General features: G+C 46.6%; 16 protein-coding genes. 11 read left to right on the top strand and 5 right to left on the bottom strand.

What is annotated here, in order from left to right:
- Positions 1-11: 11 nt before the first annotated feature.
- Together gldF and ACLHR0_RS31540 are read right to left on the bottom strand one after the other, a co-directional pair.
- Positions 12-752, bottom strand: coding sequence for a gliding motility-associated ABC transporter permease subunit GldF (gldF, locus tag ACLHR0_RS31545; RefSeq protein ID WP_079469736.1), 741 nt, complete (start codon positions 750-752; stop codon positions 12-14).
- Between the two features lie 152 nt (positions 753-904).
- A complete protein-coding gene (locus tag ACLHR0_RS31540) occupies positions 905-2,098 on the bottom strand; it encodes an IscS subfamily cysteine desulfurase (RefSeq protein ID WP_436491685.1) in 1,194 nt (397 codons plus the stop codon).
- A 130-nt stretch (positions 2,099-2,228) separates the two neighbouring features.
- On the opposite strand from ACLHR0_RS31540, the gene mce reads away from it, so the two are divergent.
- A complete protein-coding gene (gene mce, locus ACLHR0_RS31535; protein WP_370911176.1) occupies positions 2,229-2,630 on the top strand; it encodes a methylmalonyl-CoA epimerase in 402 nt (133 codons plus the stop codon).
- Between the two features lie 631 nt (positions 2,631-3,261).
- Here mce and ACLHR0_RS31530 read toward each other — a convergent pair.
- The gene (locus ACLHR0_RS31530; RefSeq protein WP_436491684.1) at positions 3,262-6,606 is read right to left on the bottom strand and encodes a TonB-dependent receptor; all 3,345 of its coding nucleotides are present in this window, start codon (positions 6,604-6,606) and stop codon (positions 3,262-3,264) included.
- A gap of 121 nt (positions 6,607-6,727) precedes the next feature.
- Complete coding sequence (locus ACLHR0_RS31525) at positions 6,728-8,008, bottom strand: UDP-N-acetylmuramoyl-tripeptide--D-alanyl-D-alanine ligase (protein WP_436491683.1); 1,281 nt, start codon at positions 8,006-8,008, stop codon at positions 6,728-6,730.
- Between the two features lie 128 nt (positions 8,009-8,136).
- On the opposite strand from ACLHR0_RS31525, the gene ACLHR0_RS31520 reads away from it, so the two are divergent.
- The 5 genes from ACLHR0_RS31520 (at position 8,137) to apaG (ending at position 10,803) form a co-directional block, all read left to right on the top strand.
- Positions 8,137-8,508, top strand: coding sequence for a hypothetical protein (locus tag ACLHR0_RS31520; protein WP_370911173.1), 372 nt, complete (start codon positions 8,137-8,139; stop codon positions 8,506-8,508).
- A 16-nt stretch (positions 8,509-8,524) separates the two neighbouring features.
- Entirely contained in the window at positions 8,525-9,073 is a 549-nt protein-coding gene (locus ACLHR0_RS31515; RefSeq protein ID WP_429044054.1) for a YceI family protein, read from the top strand.
- A gap of 12 nt (positions 9,074-9,085) precedes the next feature.
- Complete coding sequence (locus ACLHR0_RS31510) at positions 9,086-10,030, top strand: DUF5777 family beta-barrel protein (protein WP_436491682.1); 945 nt, start codon at positions 9,086-9,088, stop codon at positions 10,028-10,030.
- Between the two features lie 50 nt (positions 10,031-10,080).
- Entirely contained in the window at positions 10,081-10,344 is a 264-nt protein-coding gene (locus tag ACLHR0_RS31505; protein ID WP_429044057.1) for a DUF4157 domain-containing protein, read from the top strand.
- 72 nt (positions 10,345-10,416) lie between these two features.
- Complete coding sequence (apaG, locus tag ACLHR0_RS31500) at positions 10,417-10,803, top strand: Co2+/Mg2+ efflux protein ApaG (RefSeq protein ID WP_079469727.1); 387 nt, start codon at positions 10,417-10,419, stop codon at positions 10,801-10,803.
- Positions 10,804-10,834: 31 nt separating this feature from the next.
- On the opposite strand, the gene ACLHR0_RS31495 is transcribed toward apaG, so the two are convergent.
- Positions 10,835-11,872, bottom strand: coding sequence for a hypothetical protein (locus ACLHR0_RS31495; RefSeq protein ID WP_429044061.1), 1,038 nt, complete (start codon positions 11,870-11,872; stop codon positions 10,835-10,837).
- A 70-nt stretch (positions 11,873-11,942) separates the two neighbouring features.
- On the opposite strand from ACLHR0_RS31495, the gene ACLHR0_RS31490 reads away from it, so the two are divergent.
- From ACLHR0_RS31490 to ACLHR0_RS31470, 5 genes are all read left to right on the top strand, one after another.
- On the top strand, positions 11,943-12,629 hold the full coding sequence (locus ACLHR0_RS31490; RefSeq protein WP_429061944.1) for a porin family protein: 687 nt from the start codon (positions 11,943-11,945) through the stop codon (positions 12,627-12,629).
- Between the two features lie 32 nt (positions 12,630-12,661).
- A complete protein-coding gene (locus ACLHR0_RS31485) occupies positions 12,662-14,329 on the top strand; it encodes an NAD+ synthase (RefSeq protein WP_436491681.1) in 1,668 nt (555 codons plus the stop codon).
- Between the two features lie 38 nt (positions 14,330-14,367).
- A complete protein-coding gene (gene serS, locus ACLHR0_RS31480) occupies positions 14,368-15,636 on the top strand; it encodes a serine--tRNA ligase (RefSeq protein WP_370911166.1) in 1,269 nt (422 codons plus the stop codon).
- Between the two features lie 129 nt (positions 15,637-15,765).
- Positions 15,766-16,308: an N-acetyltransferase family protein gene (locus ACLHR0_RS31475; protein WP_436491680.1), complete on the top strand. Its 543-nt coding sequence runs from the start codon at positions 15,766-15,768 to the stop codon at positions 16,306-16,308.
- Between the two features lie 103 nt (positions 16,309-16,411).
- Positions 16,412-17,497, top strand: coding sequence for a ThiF family adenylyltransferase (locus tag ACLHR0_RS31470; protein ID WP_436491679.1), 1,086 nt, complete (start codon positions 16,412-16,414; stop codon positions 17,495-17,497).
- Positions 17,498-17,499 lie beyond the last annotated feature (2 nt).

The raw sequence follows: 17,499 nt of genomic DNA, 5'->3' as shown, positions 1-17,499 counted from the left end.
AAGGACGGTCATTAACCGTTTTGCCAGAGTTTTCTTTGCAGGGATAATTTAGTGAGATAGAGCATCAGGCCTATGATGCTGATAAAATAAACGATATCGCGGCTATCTATTACACCACGACTGATGGAGGCGTAATGGAATTTAATCCCAGCCATTTGCAGGTAGTAGTCGGCTCCGCCGCTGAACGCCGGTATTTTGCTGACGGCATCGAATCCGTTATAAAGTATAAAGCAGGTAAACAGTGCAATGAGAAAGGCGATCATGGCATTGTTGGTTAAAGAAGAAGACCAGATACCGGTAGCGGTGAATGTTGCCCCCAGCAGTAAAAGTCCGATATAAGAGCCAATGATACCGCCGGTATCAAGCAGCTGGTTATCTACACTCAATTGTTTTATAGCAAAATAATAAACGATGGTAGGAAGCAGGGAGATGGCTACAATGAGCAGGCTGCCCCAGAATTTACCCATTACAATCTGCCAGCCGGTGAGTGGTTTGGTGCTCAGCAATTCCATGGTACCGGTTTTAAATTCATCTGCAAAGCAGCGCATGGTAATGGCCGGTATGAGCAAGAGGTAAATAAGCGGCGCCAGATTGAACAGCGGATCCAGGTTGGCATACCCGGTGTCCAGTAAACTGGTTTCCGGGAAAACGAACAACATTAATCCATTCGCCAGTAAAAACAGTATGATGGCTACATAGCCGGTAACACTGCTGAAAAACTGGTTAATCTCTTTCTTAAAGATGGCTAGCATGAACAGTTTGTAAGGATTAGGATATTAGTAAAGATACAAATATAGGGTAAACGCTATTACCTTTCCGGCTATTGTATGGGAGGTTTTTAAGGGGCTTTATACGGGGAGTATGTACGGAGTATCTACGGCGTTGACCCGGGGGAAAGGTGGACTTAGAGGTCCACGCCATCTTTATACATTTCCCATATGGGGCTGATGGTTCTTAGTTGGGCAACGGCGTCTGTAATGGTTTGGATGGTAAAATCTATTTGTTCATTGGTGGTAAACCTTCCCAGTCCAAAGCGGAGGGAGGCGTGTGCGAGGTCGTCGCTGAGGCCCATTGCTTTCAGCACGTAACTGGGTTCCAGGGAGGCGGAGGTACAGGCTGATCCGGAGGAAAGCGCGATTTTTTTATTGAAGCCCATCATGAGGGTTTCGCTTTCCACGTATTTAAATGACAGGTTGCAGGTATGTGGCAGGCGCTGACCGGGGGCGCCATTTAAATATGTTTGCTCTATTTCCAGCAAAGCCTTTTCCAGCCTGTTTCTCATGGGAAGGATGCGTTGTGTGTCGGCCGCCATTTCTTCCATACATAGTTCGCAGGCTTTTCCCAGTCCTACGATGCCGGGCACATTCAGGGTGCCGGAGCGCATACCTCTTTCGTGGCCGCCTCCGTCGATCTGTGCGGTGAGCTTTACGCGGGGGGAACGTCTGCGCACATATAAGGCGCCTGTTCCTTTAGGACCGTACATTTTATGGGCGCTGAGGGTAAGCAGGTCTATACCATCGTCGTTTACGTCTACCGGAATTTTCCCTGCTGCCTGGGTGGCATCTGTCATAAATAATACGCCATGCTTTCTGGCAATATCGCTGATGGCGCGTATGGGGTTGATGACACCGGTTTCATTATTGGCATACATCAGGCTGATCAGGATAGTTTGGGGCGTAATAGCCGCTTCCAGTTCGTTGAGGTCTATAAGTCCTTCGTGGTTTACCGGAAGCCAGGTTACCTGTGCGCCCTGTTTTTCGAGGTGTTTGCAGGTGTCAATGACGGCTTTATGTTCGGTGACGGCAGTAATAATATGATTGCCTTTGCCGGCGTATGTTTCATACACTCCTTTAATGGCAAGGTTAACGGCTTCTGTGGCGCCGGAAGTAAAGACAATTTCTTTAGGTGTTGCCCCAATCAGTTTGGCTACCTGTTCACGGGCATTGTCTACTGCTTCCTCGGCAGCCCATCCCAGGAGGTGGCTGCGGCTTGCTGCGTTGCCGAATATTTCGGTGAAATAGGGTAACATGGCCGCTACTACCCTGGGATCGCAGGGAGTGGTGGCATTGTTATCGAGGTAAACGGGCAGCTGCAGCATAATGTCTTTCTGTTTATATTAAAATCCGGGCCTAACAAATTTACAACATAAGTTCTATTTTTACCGGGTTAAGCATATTCCGGAAAGCGGTACGGATACCGGATTTGTACCACTATTAATATTTATAAACATGCTCAGGGTAGAACATATAGGCATTGCCGTTAATAAATTATCTGTGTCCATTCCGCTTTTTGAAAAGCTGCTGAACACGCCATGTTACAAGCAGGAGGAGGTGGACAGCGAGCAGGTGCAGACCGCCTTTTTCCGGCAGGGCGAAACCAAAATAGAATTGCTGGAAGCCACAGGGCCGGACAGCGCTATTGCAAAGTTCCTGGATAAGAAAGGAGAAGGCATGCATCACATCGCCTTTGAGGTACCGGATATTTATGCGGAAATGAAACGGTTACAGGAAGAAGGGTTTGTTTTATTACAGGAAACACCAAAAAAGGGGGCTGATAATAAGCTGATCTGTTTCCTGCATCCTAAGCACAGCAACGGGGTTTTGATAGAAATTTGCCAGGATATCAAGTAAGCATTTACTTATATATTTAAAATTTAAATAATAATATTTTTTTTAATTTTTTTTCCATTTTAGCAATCCAAAGGAATTTATCCTCCGTAAGTAATAGAGAGATACCCCGGAAAGAAGGGCCCAAAATGTTAAGACCAAAATTTTTTCACGAATTTTTGAACAAATACATTTTCCATTACGTTATCTCTTATATACAAAATAGAAAAAACATCAATACTCAAAATATTACAAGACTTAGGCTTTATAGATTCTAACAGTTTAAGTTTTAAAGATTACTCTAAAGTTGGCATAGGTTATGAACACCTGCGGGTTTTTTAGCTTGCAGGTCTTTTTTTTAAGCCACTTCTCACAAATAGAGGGATTAATTTCAAAAAATATTAACGCACTATTACTCCGATAAATTGTATCCCTGGCGGATTTTGTCTTGGCTCAGGATTACGCTGATTTTAAGGATTACCTGGATTTTTACTTTTGGATTTTATAAAGGATTAAGGGAGATAAAAGCGGATGTATTCGCTTTTATCTCCCTTAATTATTTTTAAGAAAATCTAAAAATCAAAAAAAAATCCAAAAGTAAAAATCCAGGTAATCCTTAAAATCAGCGTAATCCTGAGCCAAGACAAAATCCGCGTTAATTAAACATATACCTGATACCAAGCTGTCCCTGCCATCTGGAAATAGTGCCGGTATTGTCTCTGAATGAACTGGTGAGCGGAATCTGGTTCGCTGCATCCAGGTAAGGGAAGGAGTAGGCTGCGGTAGCAGTAGCGGTGCCGGAAGCGTCTTTGTATTGTCCTTCGTATTTCAGGAAAGAGGGCAGGTTCGGAATTTTGGAAATACCCCAGCGCTTATTCAGGAAGTTACCAAAGTTGATGATATCGAAACTGATACGCAGCGTGTGTTTGGTTTTCTCTTTGCCGCTGAATACGAAGATGTCCTGTGTAATATTCAGGTCCATGCGTTTGGCGAAAGGTAATACTACAGCGTTGCGTTCTGCATATTCTCCACGGTGACCGCTCAGGTAGTTATCCTGTTTGATAAAATTATCGAGCTGATTCCAGATGATATCTGCGGTGCGTTTATCTGCATTGGTAGCGGGGTTGTAGGTTTTGTCGCCATAACCAACCGGCACCAGTTTAATATCGTTCCTGGTTTTTGGAATGTAGATCAGGTCGTTGTTACCACCGGAAGCATCGTTGTTTACGTCGCCGTTGTAAGTATAGGAAGTGTTGCTGTAAAGTCCGTTTATACTTGGAGCGGCTTCATACACAACACCAACAGAAGTAGCGAAATGTTTCGCCCAGGTAAAGCGGTAGGTAGCGGCTGCGATGATACGGTGGGGCATGTAGTAATTGGAGTAGCCCAGAGCATTGGCATTAGGATCGCCGGCAACGGGGCGATCGCGCCAGTTGCTTTGTGCGATGCTGCCGCCATCATTTACACTGCGAGATTTACTGTAAGTATAGGCTGCACTCAGGTAAAGATTAGGCAGGTTTTTCTGCAGCTGGATGGTGGCAAAATACGAATAGCCCTTGTTGGTATTGCGCATCAGGATGGCATCGCTGATATTAGGATTACTCAGGCTGTTGCCTGCGTATATTTTGGAAGAATTATAGCGTGTGCGGTGATCGGGGGTGCTATCCAGTTGAAACCCTGCAGTAGGAAGGTTTACGTTCTGGAAATATACCGCATTGATATCTTTGGAATAGTTGAATTCCAGGGTACCGATTACGCCCCATGGTAACTGTCGGTCAACAGCCAGTGTTGCTTTTAATACCTGCGGATATTTAAAGTTTTTATCGGTAACGGCTATATTATATTGGGAAGATAACCGTCCTTCTGTACCAGCTTTGTAAGTATTCGGATCAGCACTGAACGGGTAAGGAATGGTGGGCGCAGTGGCACTTGTTTGCGCTACAAACGATCCAAACTGTACGCCGTTGTTACCTGCCTGGTTGCTCAGCCATACAGCTGGCGGCGGACCGGCAAATAAACCTGCTCCACCACGGAGCTGCGTTTTTCCGTCATGTGTAACGTCCCAGTTAAATCCAATTCTTGGCGACAGGAGCGGTGTTGTTTTTGGCGCCTGGCCTACATCTACCTTTACTCCATCCCTGAAAGTCAAAGCAGTGAGAGAATCATTTTTAGAGAATGTACTGCCTATAACTGGTACGTCTATACGTAATCCGTAGGTGAAGGTAAAGAAGTTGGTAACACTCCACTTATCCTGGATAAACGCGCCCAGTTCCAGCATGTTGATTTTTGCGTATGGAAAGGATCCGTCTTTGGTAGTTGCATAAGACACTGCATAACGGGAAGCCGTTGCCAGGTTGCTGTTGGCGCTGGCATAAAAATCCGTGAGTGTATTAAAGCGGTAGTTGCCATTGTAGTTTGGAGCGAAGCCATTGAGGAACGTTTTATAATAGTTTTGTGTTCCTATCGTGATTTCATGTTTTCCCTTGTACATGGTGAAGATATCAGACAGCTGGTATACATCGGTATTGAGCTTGTTATTATAGGTGAACGGCTCATATCCGAAGGCGGTATAGCTGGCGCCCTGGCCGTTCATGATATCCACGAGGGGAAAATTACTTTGTGACAAAGCATTTCTGAAATCGCGCATGGCGGAGTAGCCGATCTGCAGTTTATTGGAAGCGCGGTTGCCGATGCGGGTATTCAGTTCCGCAATAAAAATGTTGAAGTTATTGTTGATGGTATAGCCGCTTCCGCTGAAAGGAAGACCGGTAGCACTGGGCTGGCGGCCACTTCCAACAGCACCGCCGCCGGGAGCGCCACTGTTGCTGGCAGGAATATCTTTAAATGATTTCAGGTAACTGTATTTAAATGTAAAGGTGTTATGCTCATTCACGTTCCAGTCGACCTTCAGTGTTACTTTATCACTTTGCGTGCGGTAGGTATAATTCTGGTAATCGCCGGGATCATATCCGTATTTGCTGATCAGGAATTGTTTAAGTGCATCCAGTGTATCTGCTACTGCCTGTGATACGTTGCCACCGGCTACTCCGCCGGGTTTGTTGGCTACGAGGCTGGTAGCGGGTGCTTTAATCCTTTCCTGTTCTGCACTTACGAAGAAGAACAATTTGTTGGGGATGATGGCGCCGCCCACATTGAAGCCGCGCAGGTTATAGTTAAAGTCGGGTTTGGGAACAGTGGCGTTGCCTACTTTCAACCCCTGTAATCCGGGTGTTTGAATGTAGGTATACACGGCTCCTTTGAACGTGTTGGTACCGCTTTTGGTAACGCTGTTGATACCGGCGCCGGAAAAGCCGCCCTGTCTTACGTCATAGGGAGATACGTTTACCTGGATCTGTTCGAGCGCTTCCAGGCTGATAGGCTGGGATGCTGTTTGGGAGCCGAGTGTGGGCTGCAAACCAAATGAGTTGTTGAAGTTGGCGCCGTCGACGGTGATGTTATTCAGCTGATTGCTTCTGCCGCCGATATTCAGGCCGTTGGCAGAAGGTGTAAGTTTGGTGAAGTCCTGCATAGACCTGCTGATCGTTGGCAGGCGGTCCATCTGGGAGCGGGTAATTACTTCCTGGCTGCCGGTGCGGGCCCTGTTAATCACTTTGTTCTGGGTTACAGAAGTGACCACTATTTCTGTGAGGGTGCTGGTACTGGATTGCAGGTTGATGTCTGATTTGAAATCCTGTCCCAGCGACAGGAAAATGTTGTCGCGTTTCTCGTCTTTAAAGCCAATATAAGAAACAGATAAGGTATAAGGGCCACCAACGCGGAGGTTGGGTAAATTATAACGGCCGTCTTTCCGGGAAACGGTGTTATATTTTGTGCCGGTGGGCACATGGGTAGCAGTAATGCTTGCACCGGGAACAGGCCCTTCTTTACTTACAATAATACCGGCTATATCGGCGGTTGTTTCCTGGGCAAACAGGGCAGCAGGGATCAATAGTACGCAGCAAAGCATACTAATAAGGTAATGCCAGATTTTTTTGTGCATTGCGATTCAGATTTTGGTAAAGTTCAAATGACAGATTGAAGTATTAAAAATAATACAATTATGAAATCGTTAACAAATATTTTGAACGCTTTGGGTCTGCCTGCTGAATCGCCCCTGGTTATCAGGCCAGCACTTTCTCCATACCGGTGCTCCGGGAGCCTTTGATAAGTATATGTGTATCCTGGTACTGTTGCTGCTGTAGCCATTTTCCGGCTTCGGTGGCATTTTCGAGGAAGATGTACGGGTGGGTTACTTTTTTAAAGTCGCCGCCAACCAGTACCACTGCCTCCCAGTGTGTGCGTTCCAGTAAGTTTACCAGGTCCTGGTGTTCTTTAACGCTATCTGTTCCAAGTTCCATCATGGCGCCGAGCAGCAGCACTTTTTTATCAGCCTGGATGCCGGCAAAGTTTTCAATAGCGGCTCTCATGCTGGAGGGGTTGGCATTATAGGCATCCATGATAATGGTATTGCTGCCTTTTTTTATTACCTGTGAGCGGTTGTTGGAAGGGGTATAATGTGCAATGGCCGGTGCAATCGCTGATTCCGGCACGTTAAAGTGGCTGGCTACCGCTACTGCGGCCATTACATTGGGGAAATTATAAGCGCCTGTCAGTTGTGTTTGTATAAATCCTACCTGGCTGCTGCCCCGTACTTCCACGGCCAGGAAGGCGCTGTCGGCGATGGCTTCGCCTACGTAATCGGCTTCGCTGCTGCCATAGGTAATTATTTCCGGGATGCCGTGCGCCATTTCAAGCAGGTAACCATAATCGTTGCATACGAATACGGTGCCATTGTTGGCGCGTAAAAAATCATACAGTTCCCCTTTTGCTTTTTTAACGCCTTCTTCGCTGCCAAAGCCTTCCAGGTGTGCTTTCCCGATATTGGTAATGATGCCGTGGGTAGGCAACGCAATTTCGCAATAACCGGCTATTTCCCGTTGGTGGTTAGCGCCCATTTCCACTACGGCTATTTCTACGCCCGGGAGTATACTTAAAATAGTAAGAGGTACGCCGATGTGGTTATTGAGATTGCCAATGGTGGCATATGTTTTTAATCCGGCAGACAATGCTGCATTGATCAGTTCTTTCGTAGTGGTTTTACCGTTAGTACCGGTGATGGCCAGGAACGGGATATTTAATTGTTTGCGGTGATGTAAAGCCAGTTGCTGTAAAGCGGTGAGGGCATCGTCTACCAGCATCATTTTATCCGGTACGGTAAAATAAGCTGCTTCATCTACCACGGCAAAGGCGGCGCCCATTTCCAGCGCCCGGGCGGCAAATTCGTTACCATTGAAATTGCCTCCTTTCAGCGCAAAGAAAATATCATTGGCTTTCAGTTTACGGGTATCTGTTTGTACGGAGCGATGCTGCTCATAGATGCTGTATAGTTGTTCAATATTCACGGTCAGATCTTATTTGGTACAAAAATAAGTGGTTAATCATGTAATATAGCAGAATTTTATCTGCCTGTGAAGCAACCAATTCTCTCATCATCCCGTACTTACTATCTACAATCAAATTTGAAAGACCAATGACAAGGAACAAGCTTTTTTTAATGGCATGCCTGCTGCTGGCTGCCTGTAAAAATGAACAGGCCCCTGCGCCGGTAAGTGGCGGGGTAGACTGTGATGCAGCCCATATCACAACAGCCACCGTTTTTGCGATCATACAAGCTAACTGTACCAGCCGTGGCTGTCATCCGGGCGGCAACTCGCCCGCTCTGGCAGATTTTTCCACCGCTGCTAAATTGAAAACGTTTATTAATGCCAACCGTACTGTTTTTGAGGCCCGTGTAACCGGTCCGCAGGCAGATATGCCACAATCAATGTCTTTTCCCGCACTCAGCCAGGGTTTAAAAGACTCTATCGCCTGCTGGATCGCAAAAGGACTTCCGGATCAATAACCTAAAAAAGATAAACATGAAATACTTATTGCTTTTTGCAGTTGCCCTGCTACCGGTTGTTACTGCATCTGCACAGGATGTTTACTCCTGCAAAAATACCCGTTTATCATTTTTTTCGTCTTCTCCATTGGAGGATATAGAAGCTAAAACAGATAAAGGCGCTTCTGCACTCAACACAAAAACGAAGGAAGTTTTTTTTAAAGTACCTATCAGTTCTTTCCAGTTTAAAAAGAAGCTGATGCAGGAGCATTTTAACGAAAATTACCTCGAAAGTGATAAATACCCGTTTGCAGAATTCAAGGGAAAGATCAATGAATCACCGGAATTCAGCAAAGACGGCACTTACCCGGTAACGATTACGGGCACACTGAATATTCACGGGGTAGAAAAGAGCTACACCGCCAAAGGCACTATTACTGCACAGGGCACAACGCTTACCGCTGTATCCACCTTTAATGTTCGTGTAGCCGATCACGGTATCAAGATACCTTCCCTGGTAGTGCAAAATGTAGCAGAAGTAGTAGCCGTTACGGTTAATGCAGTTTATACACCTTACAGTAAATAACAACATCAATCCATGAAGTATATATCAACCATTTTATTATGCTGTGTGCTCTCTGTATGTGCGCATGCACAGAGCCTCGACAAGCTTTTTGATTCTACGGCCACCGGTCATACCAAAGTGCGGGATACCTATAAAAGTACCCGCATTGTACAGGGGCAGTCGACCGAAATGCTGCGCAGGCACGAACTGGATTTCCGTGTTACCCACCGTTTCGGCGATGCCGGTGGTGAGTTTGGCGGTACCAAAACGTTTTTCGGTACAGATAATTCAACCGATATCCGCATTGCTTTTGAATATGGGGTGAGCGACGACCTCATGGTGGGTATCAGCCGGACTAAGGGCAGCGGGGATTTGCAGCAGTTGTACGAAGGACTGGTGAAGTACCGTTTTTTACAGCAAACAACTGATAACCATATCCCGTTATCGCTGGCCGTATTTGGTAACGCCGTTATCAGCGGGATGCCTTCTGCCACGGATAAAACCTCGGCGGCTTATTTTGAAGACGGGGCCGACCGGCTTATGTATGTGGCCCAGGCTATTGTATCTAGGAAATTTGGCGACAAGTTATCACTTACCCTGTCGCCTACTTACGTGCACCGTAACCACGTGGCATACATGGACATGAATAATATGTTTGCCCTGGGAGCGGCCGGCAGGCTGAAGCTCAGCAAAAGGATGGGACTTCTGGCAGAATACTATTATCCGTTCCGTTCCCAGGAAAGCAAAGACTATTTCAAATCTGCGAAGGGCATCTCTTTTTACAACCCGCTGGCCGTCGGACTGGAAATAGAAACCGGGGGTCACGTATTCAGCATTACTTTCACCAACTCCACTGCCATACAGGAAAGTCAGTTTATTCCTGAAACCACTACTTCCTGGTTACAGGGCCAATTCCGTTGGGGTTTCAATATTTCCCGTAGATTTACGTTATTCGGGAAGAAAGATTGGAAAAAATAAAATGCCGCATACGTGAAAATTCATGGTTAGCCAAAACAGCCGCCCGCTTCATGCGGGTGCAGTCTGTAGCCATGGTCCTGGGCCGCACCATCCACTTGCATGGGGCGTCCCGGGAACGCTTTTTAGCGGATACAGCCTGGATGCGGCATGAAGCTTGTCATATCAAACAATACCAGCATCTGGGCTTTTTTGGATTTTTATGGAGATATTTGTCCGAATACCTGCGGAGGGGCTACTATAATAACGCTTTAGAGGTGGCCGCCAGGGCTTCAGAGGAAGATCCTGCTATACTGGATGATATTGAAATAGTCTAAAGAATCGTTAAAGTCAGAAAATTTCCAGCCACTGGTTTTATTTTTCTTATTTTTACGTTAAAGGTTGATTTTATGGTTAAGAAGGTAACAGAGGGCATCACCATCAGCGTGGAAACATTCTACCAGCCGGATTATTCAAATCCTATTGGAAGCGAATTCATGTTTGCTTACCGTATTACCATTGAGAACAACAACATTTTCCCTATCAAACTGCTTCGCCGTCACTGGTACATTATTGATTCCAATGGCACACACCGTGAAGTAGAAGGAGAAGGTGTTGTAGGTGTTCAACCACTGCTGGCGCCAGGTGAAACTTATCAGTACGTCTCGGGATCCAATTTACGGACTGAGATCGGCAAGATGTACGGTACTTATCAAATGGAAAACCAGCTGGACAAGAAAATACTGGAAGTGAAAATTCCTGAGTTCCAGATGGTCGTTCCCTTTAAACTGAATTAATACCCGTTTTCGTTTAGCCTGTAATCCTTTCTCAGGGCCTGTACTTCGAGGCTTTGAAGATCTCCGTCACTTCTTTTGACTCCATTAATTGCTGCAAGGTCACATCCTTGTGTTCACTCATATACTTTTTTATGATCTGCCAGCCCACAAAATTGGCAATTTTGCCTGGGGCGCCCTCGGGCATTCCCTGTGTAGACGGGCCATCGCCAATAAAATGATTGATCTGCTGCCAGTCGCTGGAATATACCAGGTTATTCTGCACAAAAAACTGCCAGATCATGCGCTCGTTTTCCCGGCACCAGTCCAGCTGGCTTTTCGTATATCCCAGCTTGATAGTATCCGGTGTTTCCGGTAATACTTTGTCCAGGAAATATTGTTGCTTACCGGCCTCCATCATCTGTTCCAGCAGGTTCCCGTTTTTACGCGCAGGGGGATACAACTGTTGCTGGATTACCTGCATACAGTTGGTGGTAATGTATTGAGGGGCAAACCGGTGCACCATATAATCCGGGTAATCGGGGATCTGTGCGTAGGGTGGAAAATCTTCTCCCATGTACATATCCAAACCAATGCCCAGGATAGAATCCACTGTGATAGCGCCATAGTTGGCGATACCCGAAATAAAAGTGACTACTCTGGGCGGACGGAAAGAAGGTATATAGTATTTGATATAGCGGAAACACTGTTCCAGTTCTGGTTTCAGTGTGGAATGACTGCCGTATTTGGCAGATACTGCTTTTTCCAGCTGGCGGAAATCGGGTGTGGTTAAAAACAGGTGCAGTTGTTGCTGTACCGCTGCGTTGCTGTCGGAATACGCGCCCAGGTTAAGGATATCCGTAATATACAGGGGCAGGAATACCGGGTATGCTTCATGCAGCTTTGCCAGTCCGGGTTGTATATTATTGGTATCAATAGTAAACAGGGCGGAGTCGAAACGCGATAAACTAACGTTCATGGCTATATGACTAACGTCCGGCGCTTTATTACCGGAATTACAGGCTGCGGTACCCAGCAGGGCTGCCACGCAACTTATCAGCAGGGTATATTTATTAATGTAACTTTGCATCATTCTTAAAACTCATCTAAGGTAAAATTATTATTTACCTTGTATTATAAAAAATTACGAATTAGCATCATCTATGAAGAAGATCATCTTTTTACTGGCGATAATGGGAGTGGCGAAAGCAGGTATGGCGCAATATGGCGGTAATTCTTTCAGGGAAAAAGTAAAGCTTGGATTTACCGTGAGCCCGATGGTTTCCATCCTGAAGCCACAGGAATCGGGCGTAAACAGGAACAGTGCCAAAGCAGGCCTGAACTTCGGACTGATGGCCGATTTTAAGCTGAACGAACAAGGTACTTATGCATTTTCGTCGGGGTTCCAGGTATTACTGGCCGGCAGCAAGCTGAAATATGATGCAGGTAAGGGTTTAGGCGATTATAAAGCCAATCCTGCTGAGTATAATATGAAGCTTTCCTATATAGAAATACCGCTGGCATTGAAGCTGAAAACCTTGCCGGATGAAGGTGGTATCGGTTTCTGGGGACAGTTTGGCACCTACCTGGATTTTCCTATCACCGGCCGCGCAGATGTAGTGTCGATGGGGCAAACCTATGATAAGGTGAATATCTTACCCCAAATGAACCGTATCAACATAGGCATGTTATTAGGAGCGGGCATAGAATATCCGCTGGGCGCCAATCTTACTGGTATGGCAGGCATTACCTACCAGAACGGTTTTGTGGACGTAACCCGTAACGGCAAATGGGACGACGGAAGGGTGAATATGAATAGCTTTGCTCTCCGGCTTGGTGTATTTTTCTAGTTTTCCCTCTTTTTTAATTGAATATTTTTACCATGAATATTATACTGGCACAGCAGAATTATCATATTGGCAATTTTGAAAAGAATACGGCAAAGATCATCGACGGCATCCATGCGGCAAAGGCGCAGGGCGCCGACCTGGTAGTGTTTTCCGAGTTATGTGTATGTGGTTATCCTCCGCGTGATTTTCTTGAATTTGAAGATTTTATTGCACAATGCTATCATGCGATAGATGTTATAAAAGCACATACCAAAGATATCGCCGTGCTGGTGGGCGGTCCGGCCCGCAACCCGCAACGGGAGGGCAAAGACCTGTTTAACGCCGCCTGGTTTTTATATGAAGGCGAAGTAAAACAGGTGGTGCATAAAACGCTGCTGCCTACCTATGATGTGTTTGATGAATACCGTTATTTTGAACCGTCTATTGAATGGAATATCATCCCGTTTAAAGGCAAAAAGCTGGCTGTTACCATTTGTGAAGATATCTGGAACCTGGGAGATAATCCCCTGTACCGTGTTTGCCCGATGGACCAGCTAATTGCACAGGAACCGGATGTGATGATTAACCTCTCCGCTTCTCCGTTTGATTATGATCATGATGAAGACCGCAAAGAAATTATTCTCGCCAATGTATTGAAATATAAGATCCCGATGTATTACTGCAATACCGTGGGTTCCCAAACGGAAATTGTATTTGACGGAGGCTCCCTTATTTATGATGCGCAGGGTAATGTAGTGAAAGAGCTGCCTTACTTTGAAGAAGCGATGGGCGGCATGGAGTTGGAAAAGCTGGTTGGCAGCCACTTGCCACCAGTGAAACCTGTTGATTTTACGCCGCTCACCGAGCTGGTGTTTGACCATAATATTGATCGCATCTATGATGCCCTGGTGTTGGGAATTAAAGATTATTTTGGTAAGATGGGCTTTACAAAGGCCATCCTCGGCTCTTCAGGCGGAATCGACAGTGCCGTTACACTGGCTATTGCCTGCGATGCGTTGGGTAAGGAAAATGTACGGGCTATTCTGATGCCTTCTCCCTACTCTACCAGTCACTCTGTAGATGATGCCGTAGCGCTATCCGAAAACCTGGATAACCCGCATGATGTTATCCGTATCAACAACATTTACGAAACGTTCTTAACCACGCTGGAGCCTTATTTCAAAGGATTGCCATTTAATGTGGCAGAAGAAAATATGCAGTCGCGCATACGGGGTAACCTGCTGATGGGCTTATCCAACAAGTTTGGTTATATCCTGCTGAATACATCCAATAAGAGTGAGCTGTCTACCGGTTATGGTACGTTATATGGAGATATGGCGGGCGGATTGAGCGTTTTGGGAGATGTGTATAAGATGCAGGTATATTCACTGGCAAGATATATTAACCGGGAGAAAGAGATCATACCGGCCAATATTATTGACAAAGCGCCTTCTGCGGAGCTACGGCCGGATCAGAAGGACAGCGACAGTTTACCGGACTACGCGATCCTCGACAGGATACTTTATCAGTACATAGAGCGCCGTCAGGGACCGCGCGAAATAGTTGCTCAGGGCTTCGATGCTGCATTGGTTTCGCGGGCCTTAAAGATGGTAAATACCAATGAATACAAGAGAAATCAATTCTGCCCTATTATACGGGTATCCTCCAAAGCCTTTGGTGTAGGCCGCAGAGTGCCCATTGTCGGGAAGTACCTGAGTTAAGCTATTTTAATATATTTGCTAAAATTTGATCATACAACATGTTACAAGTACCGTTTATACGTCAAAATAAAGAGTTGGTATTGGAGCGCCTGGCATTTAAGAATTTCAAGGAGCTGGAAGTAGTAGAAGAAGTGCTGGCGCTGGATGACAAGCGCAAGAAGTTAACCCTCGAATACGATGAAACACAGGCCCAGGTGAACAGTTTATCCAAAGAAATCGGTAAACTGATGGCCCAGGGGAAAAAGGAAGAAGGAGAAGCGCAGCGTGCTGCTGTAGCGGCTTTGAAAGACCGCCTCGGCCCTGTGAATGAAGAGCTGAATGCCACCGAAAAAGCATTGCAGGATGCCCTGGTGAAACTTCCTAACCTGCCCGCTGCGATGGTGCCCGCCGGTAAAACGCCGGAAGAAAACGTGGAAATCCGCAAGGGTGGAAAAATTCCTGACCTGTATGCAGGCGCCGTTCCACACTGGGACCTGGCCAAACAGTACGACCTCATTGACTTTGAGCTGGGTAACAAAATTACCGGCAGTGGTTTTCCTGTCTTCAAAAATAGGGGCGCCCGCTTACAACGCGCGCTGATCCAATACTTCCTGGATTATAATACCCTCAACGGCTATACTGAATATGCGCCGCCATACCTGGTGAACGAAGCATCTGCCTATGGCACCGGCCAGCTGCCGGATAAAGAAGGCCAGATGTATCATGCAACGGCGGATAACTATTATCTCATTCCCACTGCAGAAGTACCGGTGACTAATATTTACCGCGATGAGATCATAAAAGATACCGACCTGCCAGTGAAGATGACGGCGTATACGCCTTGTTTCCGCCGTGAAGCCGGTTCCTATGGTAAAGATGTACGTGGTTTGAACCGTGTTCACCAGTTTGATAAAGTAGAAATTGTGCAACTGGTACATCCCGATAAATCTTATGAGGCACTGGATGAAATGGTAGCGCACGTAGAAGCGTTGCTGAACCAGCTGGAGCTGCCTTACCGCATTCTTCGTTTATGCGCCGGTGATATGGGCTTTACTTCTGCTATTACCTACGATTTCGAAGTATACAGCGCTGCCCAGCAGAAATGGCTGGAAGTAAGCTCTGTGAGCAACTTTGAAGCTTACCAAACCCACCGCATGAAAATACGGTTCAAAGAAAACAATGGTAAGCCGCAGCTGCTGCACTCTTTGAACGGAAGTTCCCTGGCATTGCCGCGTATCATGGCCTGCCTGCTGGAAAACAACCAAACCGCGGAAGGCATACAGATACCAACCGTGCTGCAAACCTATTTCGGCAGCCACAAGATATAAGCCATTACGGATAATCTTTAACGGATGACGGATTCGCAGGGAGATTGTAAACGGAGTAATGCCCGCTAACAATTGCCTGAAATCCGTCATTCGTCGTTTGGAATTCGTAATTTCCACCGGTATTCTATTATGAAACATTTCCTGCCCACCGGCGACGAACTCATCATTCGCCCTCCCGAACATAATGATGCAGCAGCGCTGCTGGCCAGTTTCCAGCGCCTGACCCGGGAAATGGATTACCTGCTCTTTACCCGCAGTGAATCCATGGAGCTGGACATTGCGTCTGAAGAGGATTATATCCAGTCTTACACCGATAATCCTAACCAGCTCCTGCTGGTAGCCGTTGTAAAGGACCAGATCATTGGCTCTATCAACGTAAACCACACCGGTTTGCATAAAAAAGCGCATACCGCGGAAATAGGCATTGCGGTGGAAAAGCAATGGAACAATATGGGTATCGGCCGGCGCCTGCTCACCGCCATGCTGCGGTGGACTGAATCGCGCCCCGCACTGCGCCTGATTTACCTGCATGTTTTTTCCACCAATGAAAAAGCCATGCAGCTGTACCGCAATTTCGGCTTCATGGAATGTGGCCGCCTGCCCAATGGCATTAGGCAGAAAGACGGCAGTTATGTAGACCTGGTAACCATGTACCTGGAATTAAAACGCTGACAAGCTGCCTGCAACACCCCGGAGGTGTAGGAAATCCTTCTCCCAAAAAACACCGGAAAACTTCTCCCGAATACAATTAATTTTAGTGTCTAAATGAAGCAGTATGGACAGATATGACAGGCAAACAAGACTGGAAGGATTTGGCTCCGCAAAACAGGCATTACTGCAACAGGCAAAAGTGCTGGTAATCGGCGCCGGTGGCCTCGGTGTACCCGTGTTGCAATATCTTACCTCCATGGGAGTCGGGAAAATAGGTATTGTGGAGCATGATGTTGTTTCCATCACCAACCTGCAACGACAGGTATTATATACTACCGCCGACCAGGGGAAATCCAAGGTAGAACAGGCCGTAAAACGGCTGCAGCAGCTGAACCCGGAGATAACCCACGTGATACATGACACCTGGCTCACTACAGATAATGCATTGGCGCTTTTCCGGGAATACGACGTCATTGTGGATGGTTCAGATAATTTCGGCACCCGCTACCTGGTGAACGACGCCTGTGTAATTACCGGCAAACCACTGGTATACGGCGCCATCTATAAATACGAAGGCCAACTGAGCGTATTTAACTACCAGGAGGGCGCCACCTATCGCTGTATTTTCCCGGAGGCGCCGGAAAGCGGCGAAATGCTGAACTGCAACGACATAGGCGTGCTGGGCGTTTTGCCAGGTATCATCGGCTGTTATATGGCCAATGAAACAGTGAAAGTAATTACCGGTATCGGCACACCGCTGCGCAACCAACTGATGACCATTGACACCCTGAACAATACCCATCTTACCTTTAATATCACCCCGGTAGCAGCCAACCGGGAAATCACGGCCCTGCAGGCAAACTACCAGCAAACTGTTTGTGAACTGGAAGGGGTACAATCTTTATCTGTGCAGCAATTAAACGACTGGTTGCAGCGGGATACCCGTTTCATGCTGCTGGATGTGCGGGAAGATGATGAATGGGAGATCTGCCGTATTCCGCAATCCGTGCATATCCCGATGGGGCGTGTATTACAGCAGGTGTCAGCTATCCCTGATGATGTGCCGGTAGCGGTGCTTTGTCATCACGGCATGCGAAGTCGCGCTGTGGCACAACGTTTAACGGAACTAGGCTTTAACCGTATATACAATGTGGAAGGCGGTATTCATGCCTGGGCCAGTGTTATTGATCACCAGATGCAAACCTATTAACC

The sequence above is a fragment of the Chitinophaga sp. ARDCPP14 genome, from assembly GCF_051362515.1.
In the GTDB taxonomy this organism is placed as follows: domain Bacteria; phylum Bacteroidota; class Bacteroidia; order Chitinophagales; family Chitinophagaceae; genus Chitinophaga.
This window is presented reverse-complemented; position numbering and strand designations above follow the sequence as displayed.

Bases quoted from the DNA above. Each gene is read 5' to 3' on its own strand.
- gldF (WP_079469736.1), bottom strand. From the start codon at position 752: ATGCTAGCCATCTTTAAGAAAGAGATTAACCAGTTTTTCAGCAGTGTT.
- ACLHR0_RS31540 (WP_436491685.1), bottom strand. From the start codon at position 2,098: ATGCTGCAGCTGCCCGTTTACCTCGATAACAATGCCACCACTCCCTGC.
- mce (WP_370911176.1), top strand. From the start codon at position 2,229: ATGCTCAGGGTAGAACATATAGGCATTGCCGTTAATAAATTATCTGTG.
- ACLHR0_RS31530 (WP_436491684.1), bottom strand. From the start codon at position 6,606: ATGCACAAAAAAATCTGGCATTACCTTATTAGTATGCTTTGCTGCGTA.
- ACLHR0_RS31520 (WP_370911173.1), top strand. From the start codon at position 8,137: ATGACAAGGAACAAGCTTTTTTTAATGGCATGCCTGCTGCTGGCTGCC.
- ACLHR0_RS31515 (WP_429044054.1), top strand. From the start codon at position 8,525: ATGAAATACTTATTGCTTTTTGCAGTTGCCCTGCTACCGGTTGTTACT.
- ACLHR0_RS31510 (WP_436491682.1), top strand. From the start codon at position 9,086: ATGAAGTATATATCAACCATTTTATTATGCTGTGTGCTCTCTGTATGT.
- ACLHR0_RS31505 (WP_429044057.1), top strand. From the start codon at position 10,081: ATGCGGGTGCAGTCTGTAGCCATGGTCCTGGGCCGCACCATCCACTTG.
- apaG (WP_079469727.1), top strand. From the start codon at position 10,417: ATGGTTAAGAAGGTAACAGAGGGCATCACCATCAGCGTGGAAACATTC.
- ACLHR0_RS31495 (WP_429044061.1), bottom strand. From the start codon at position 11,872: ATGATGCAAAGTTACATTAATAAATATACCCTGCTGATAAGTTGCGTG.
- ACLHR0_RS31490 (WP_429061944.1), top strand. From the start codon at position 11,943: ATGAAGAAGATCATCTTTTTACTGGCGATAATGGGAGTGGCGAAAGCA.
- ACLHR0_RS31485 (WP_436491681.1), top strand. From the start codon at position 12,662: ATGAATATTATACTGGCACAGCAGAATTATCATATTGGCAATTTTGAA.
- serS (WP_370911166.1), top strand. From the start codon at position 14,368: ATGTTACAAGTACCGTTTATACGTCAAAATAAAGAGTTGGTATTGGAG.
- ACLHR0_RS31475 (WP_436491680.1), top strand. From the start codon at position 15,766: ATGAAACATTTCCTGCCCACCGGCGACGAACTCATCATTCGCCCTCCC.
- ACLHR0_RS31470 (WP_436491679.1), top strand. From the start codon at position 16,412: ATGGACAGATATGACAGGCAAACAAGACTGGAAGGATTTGGCTCCGCA.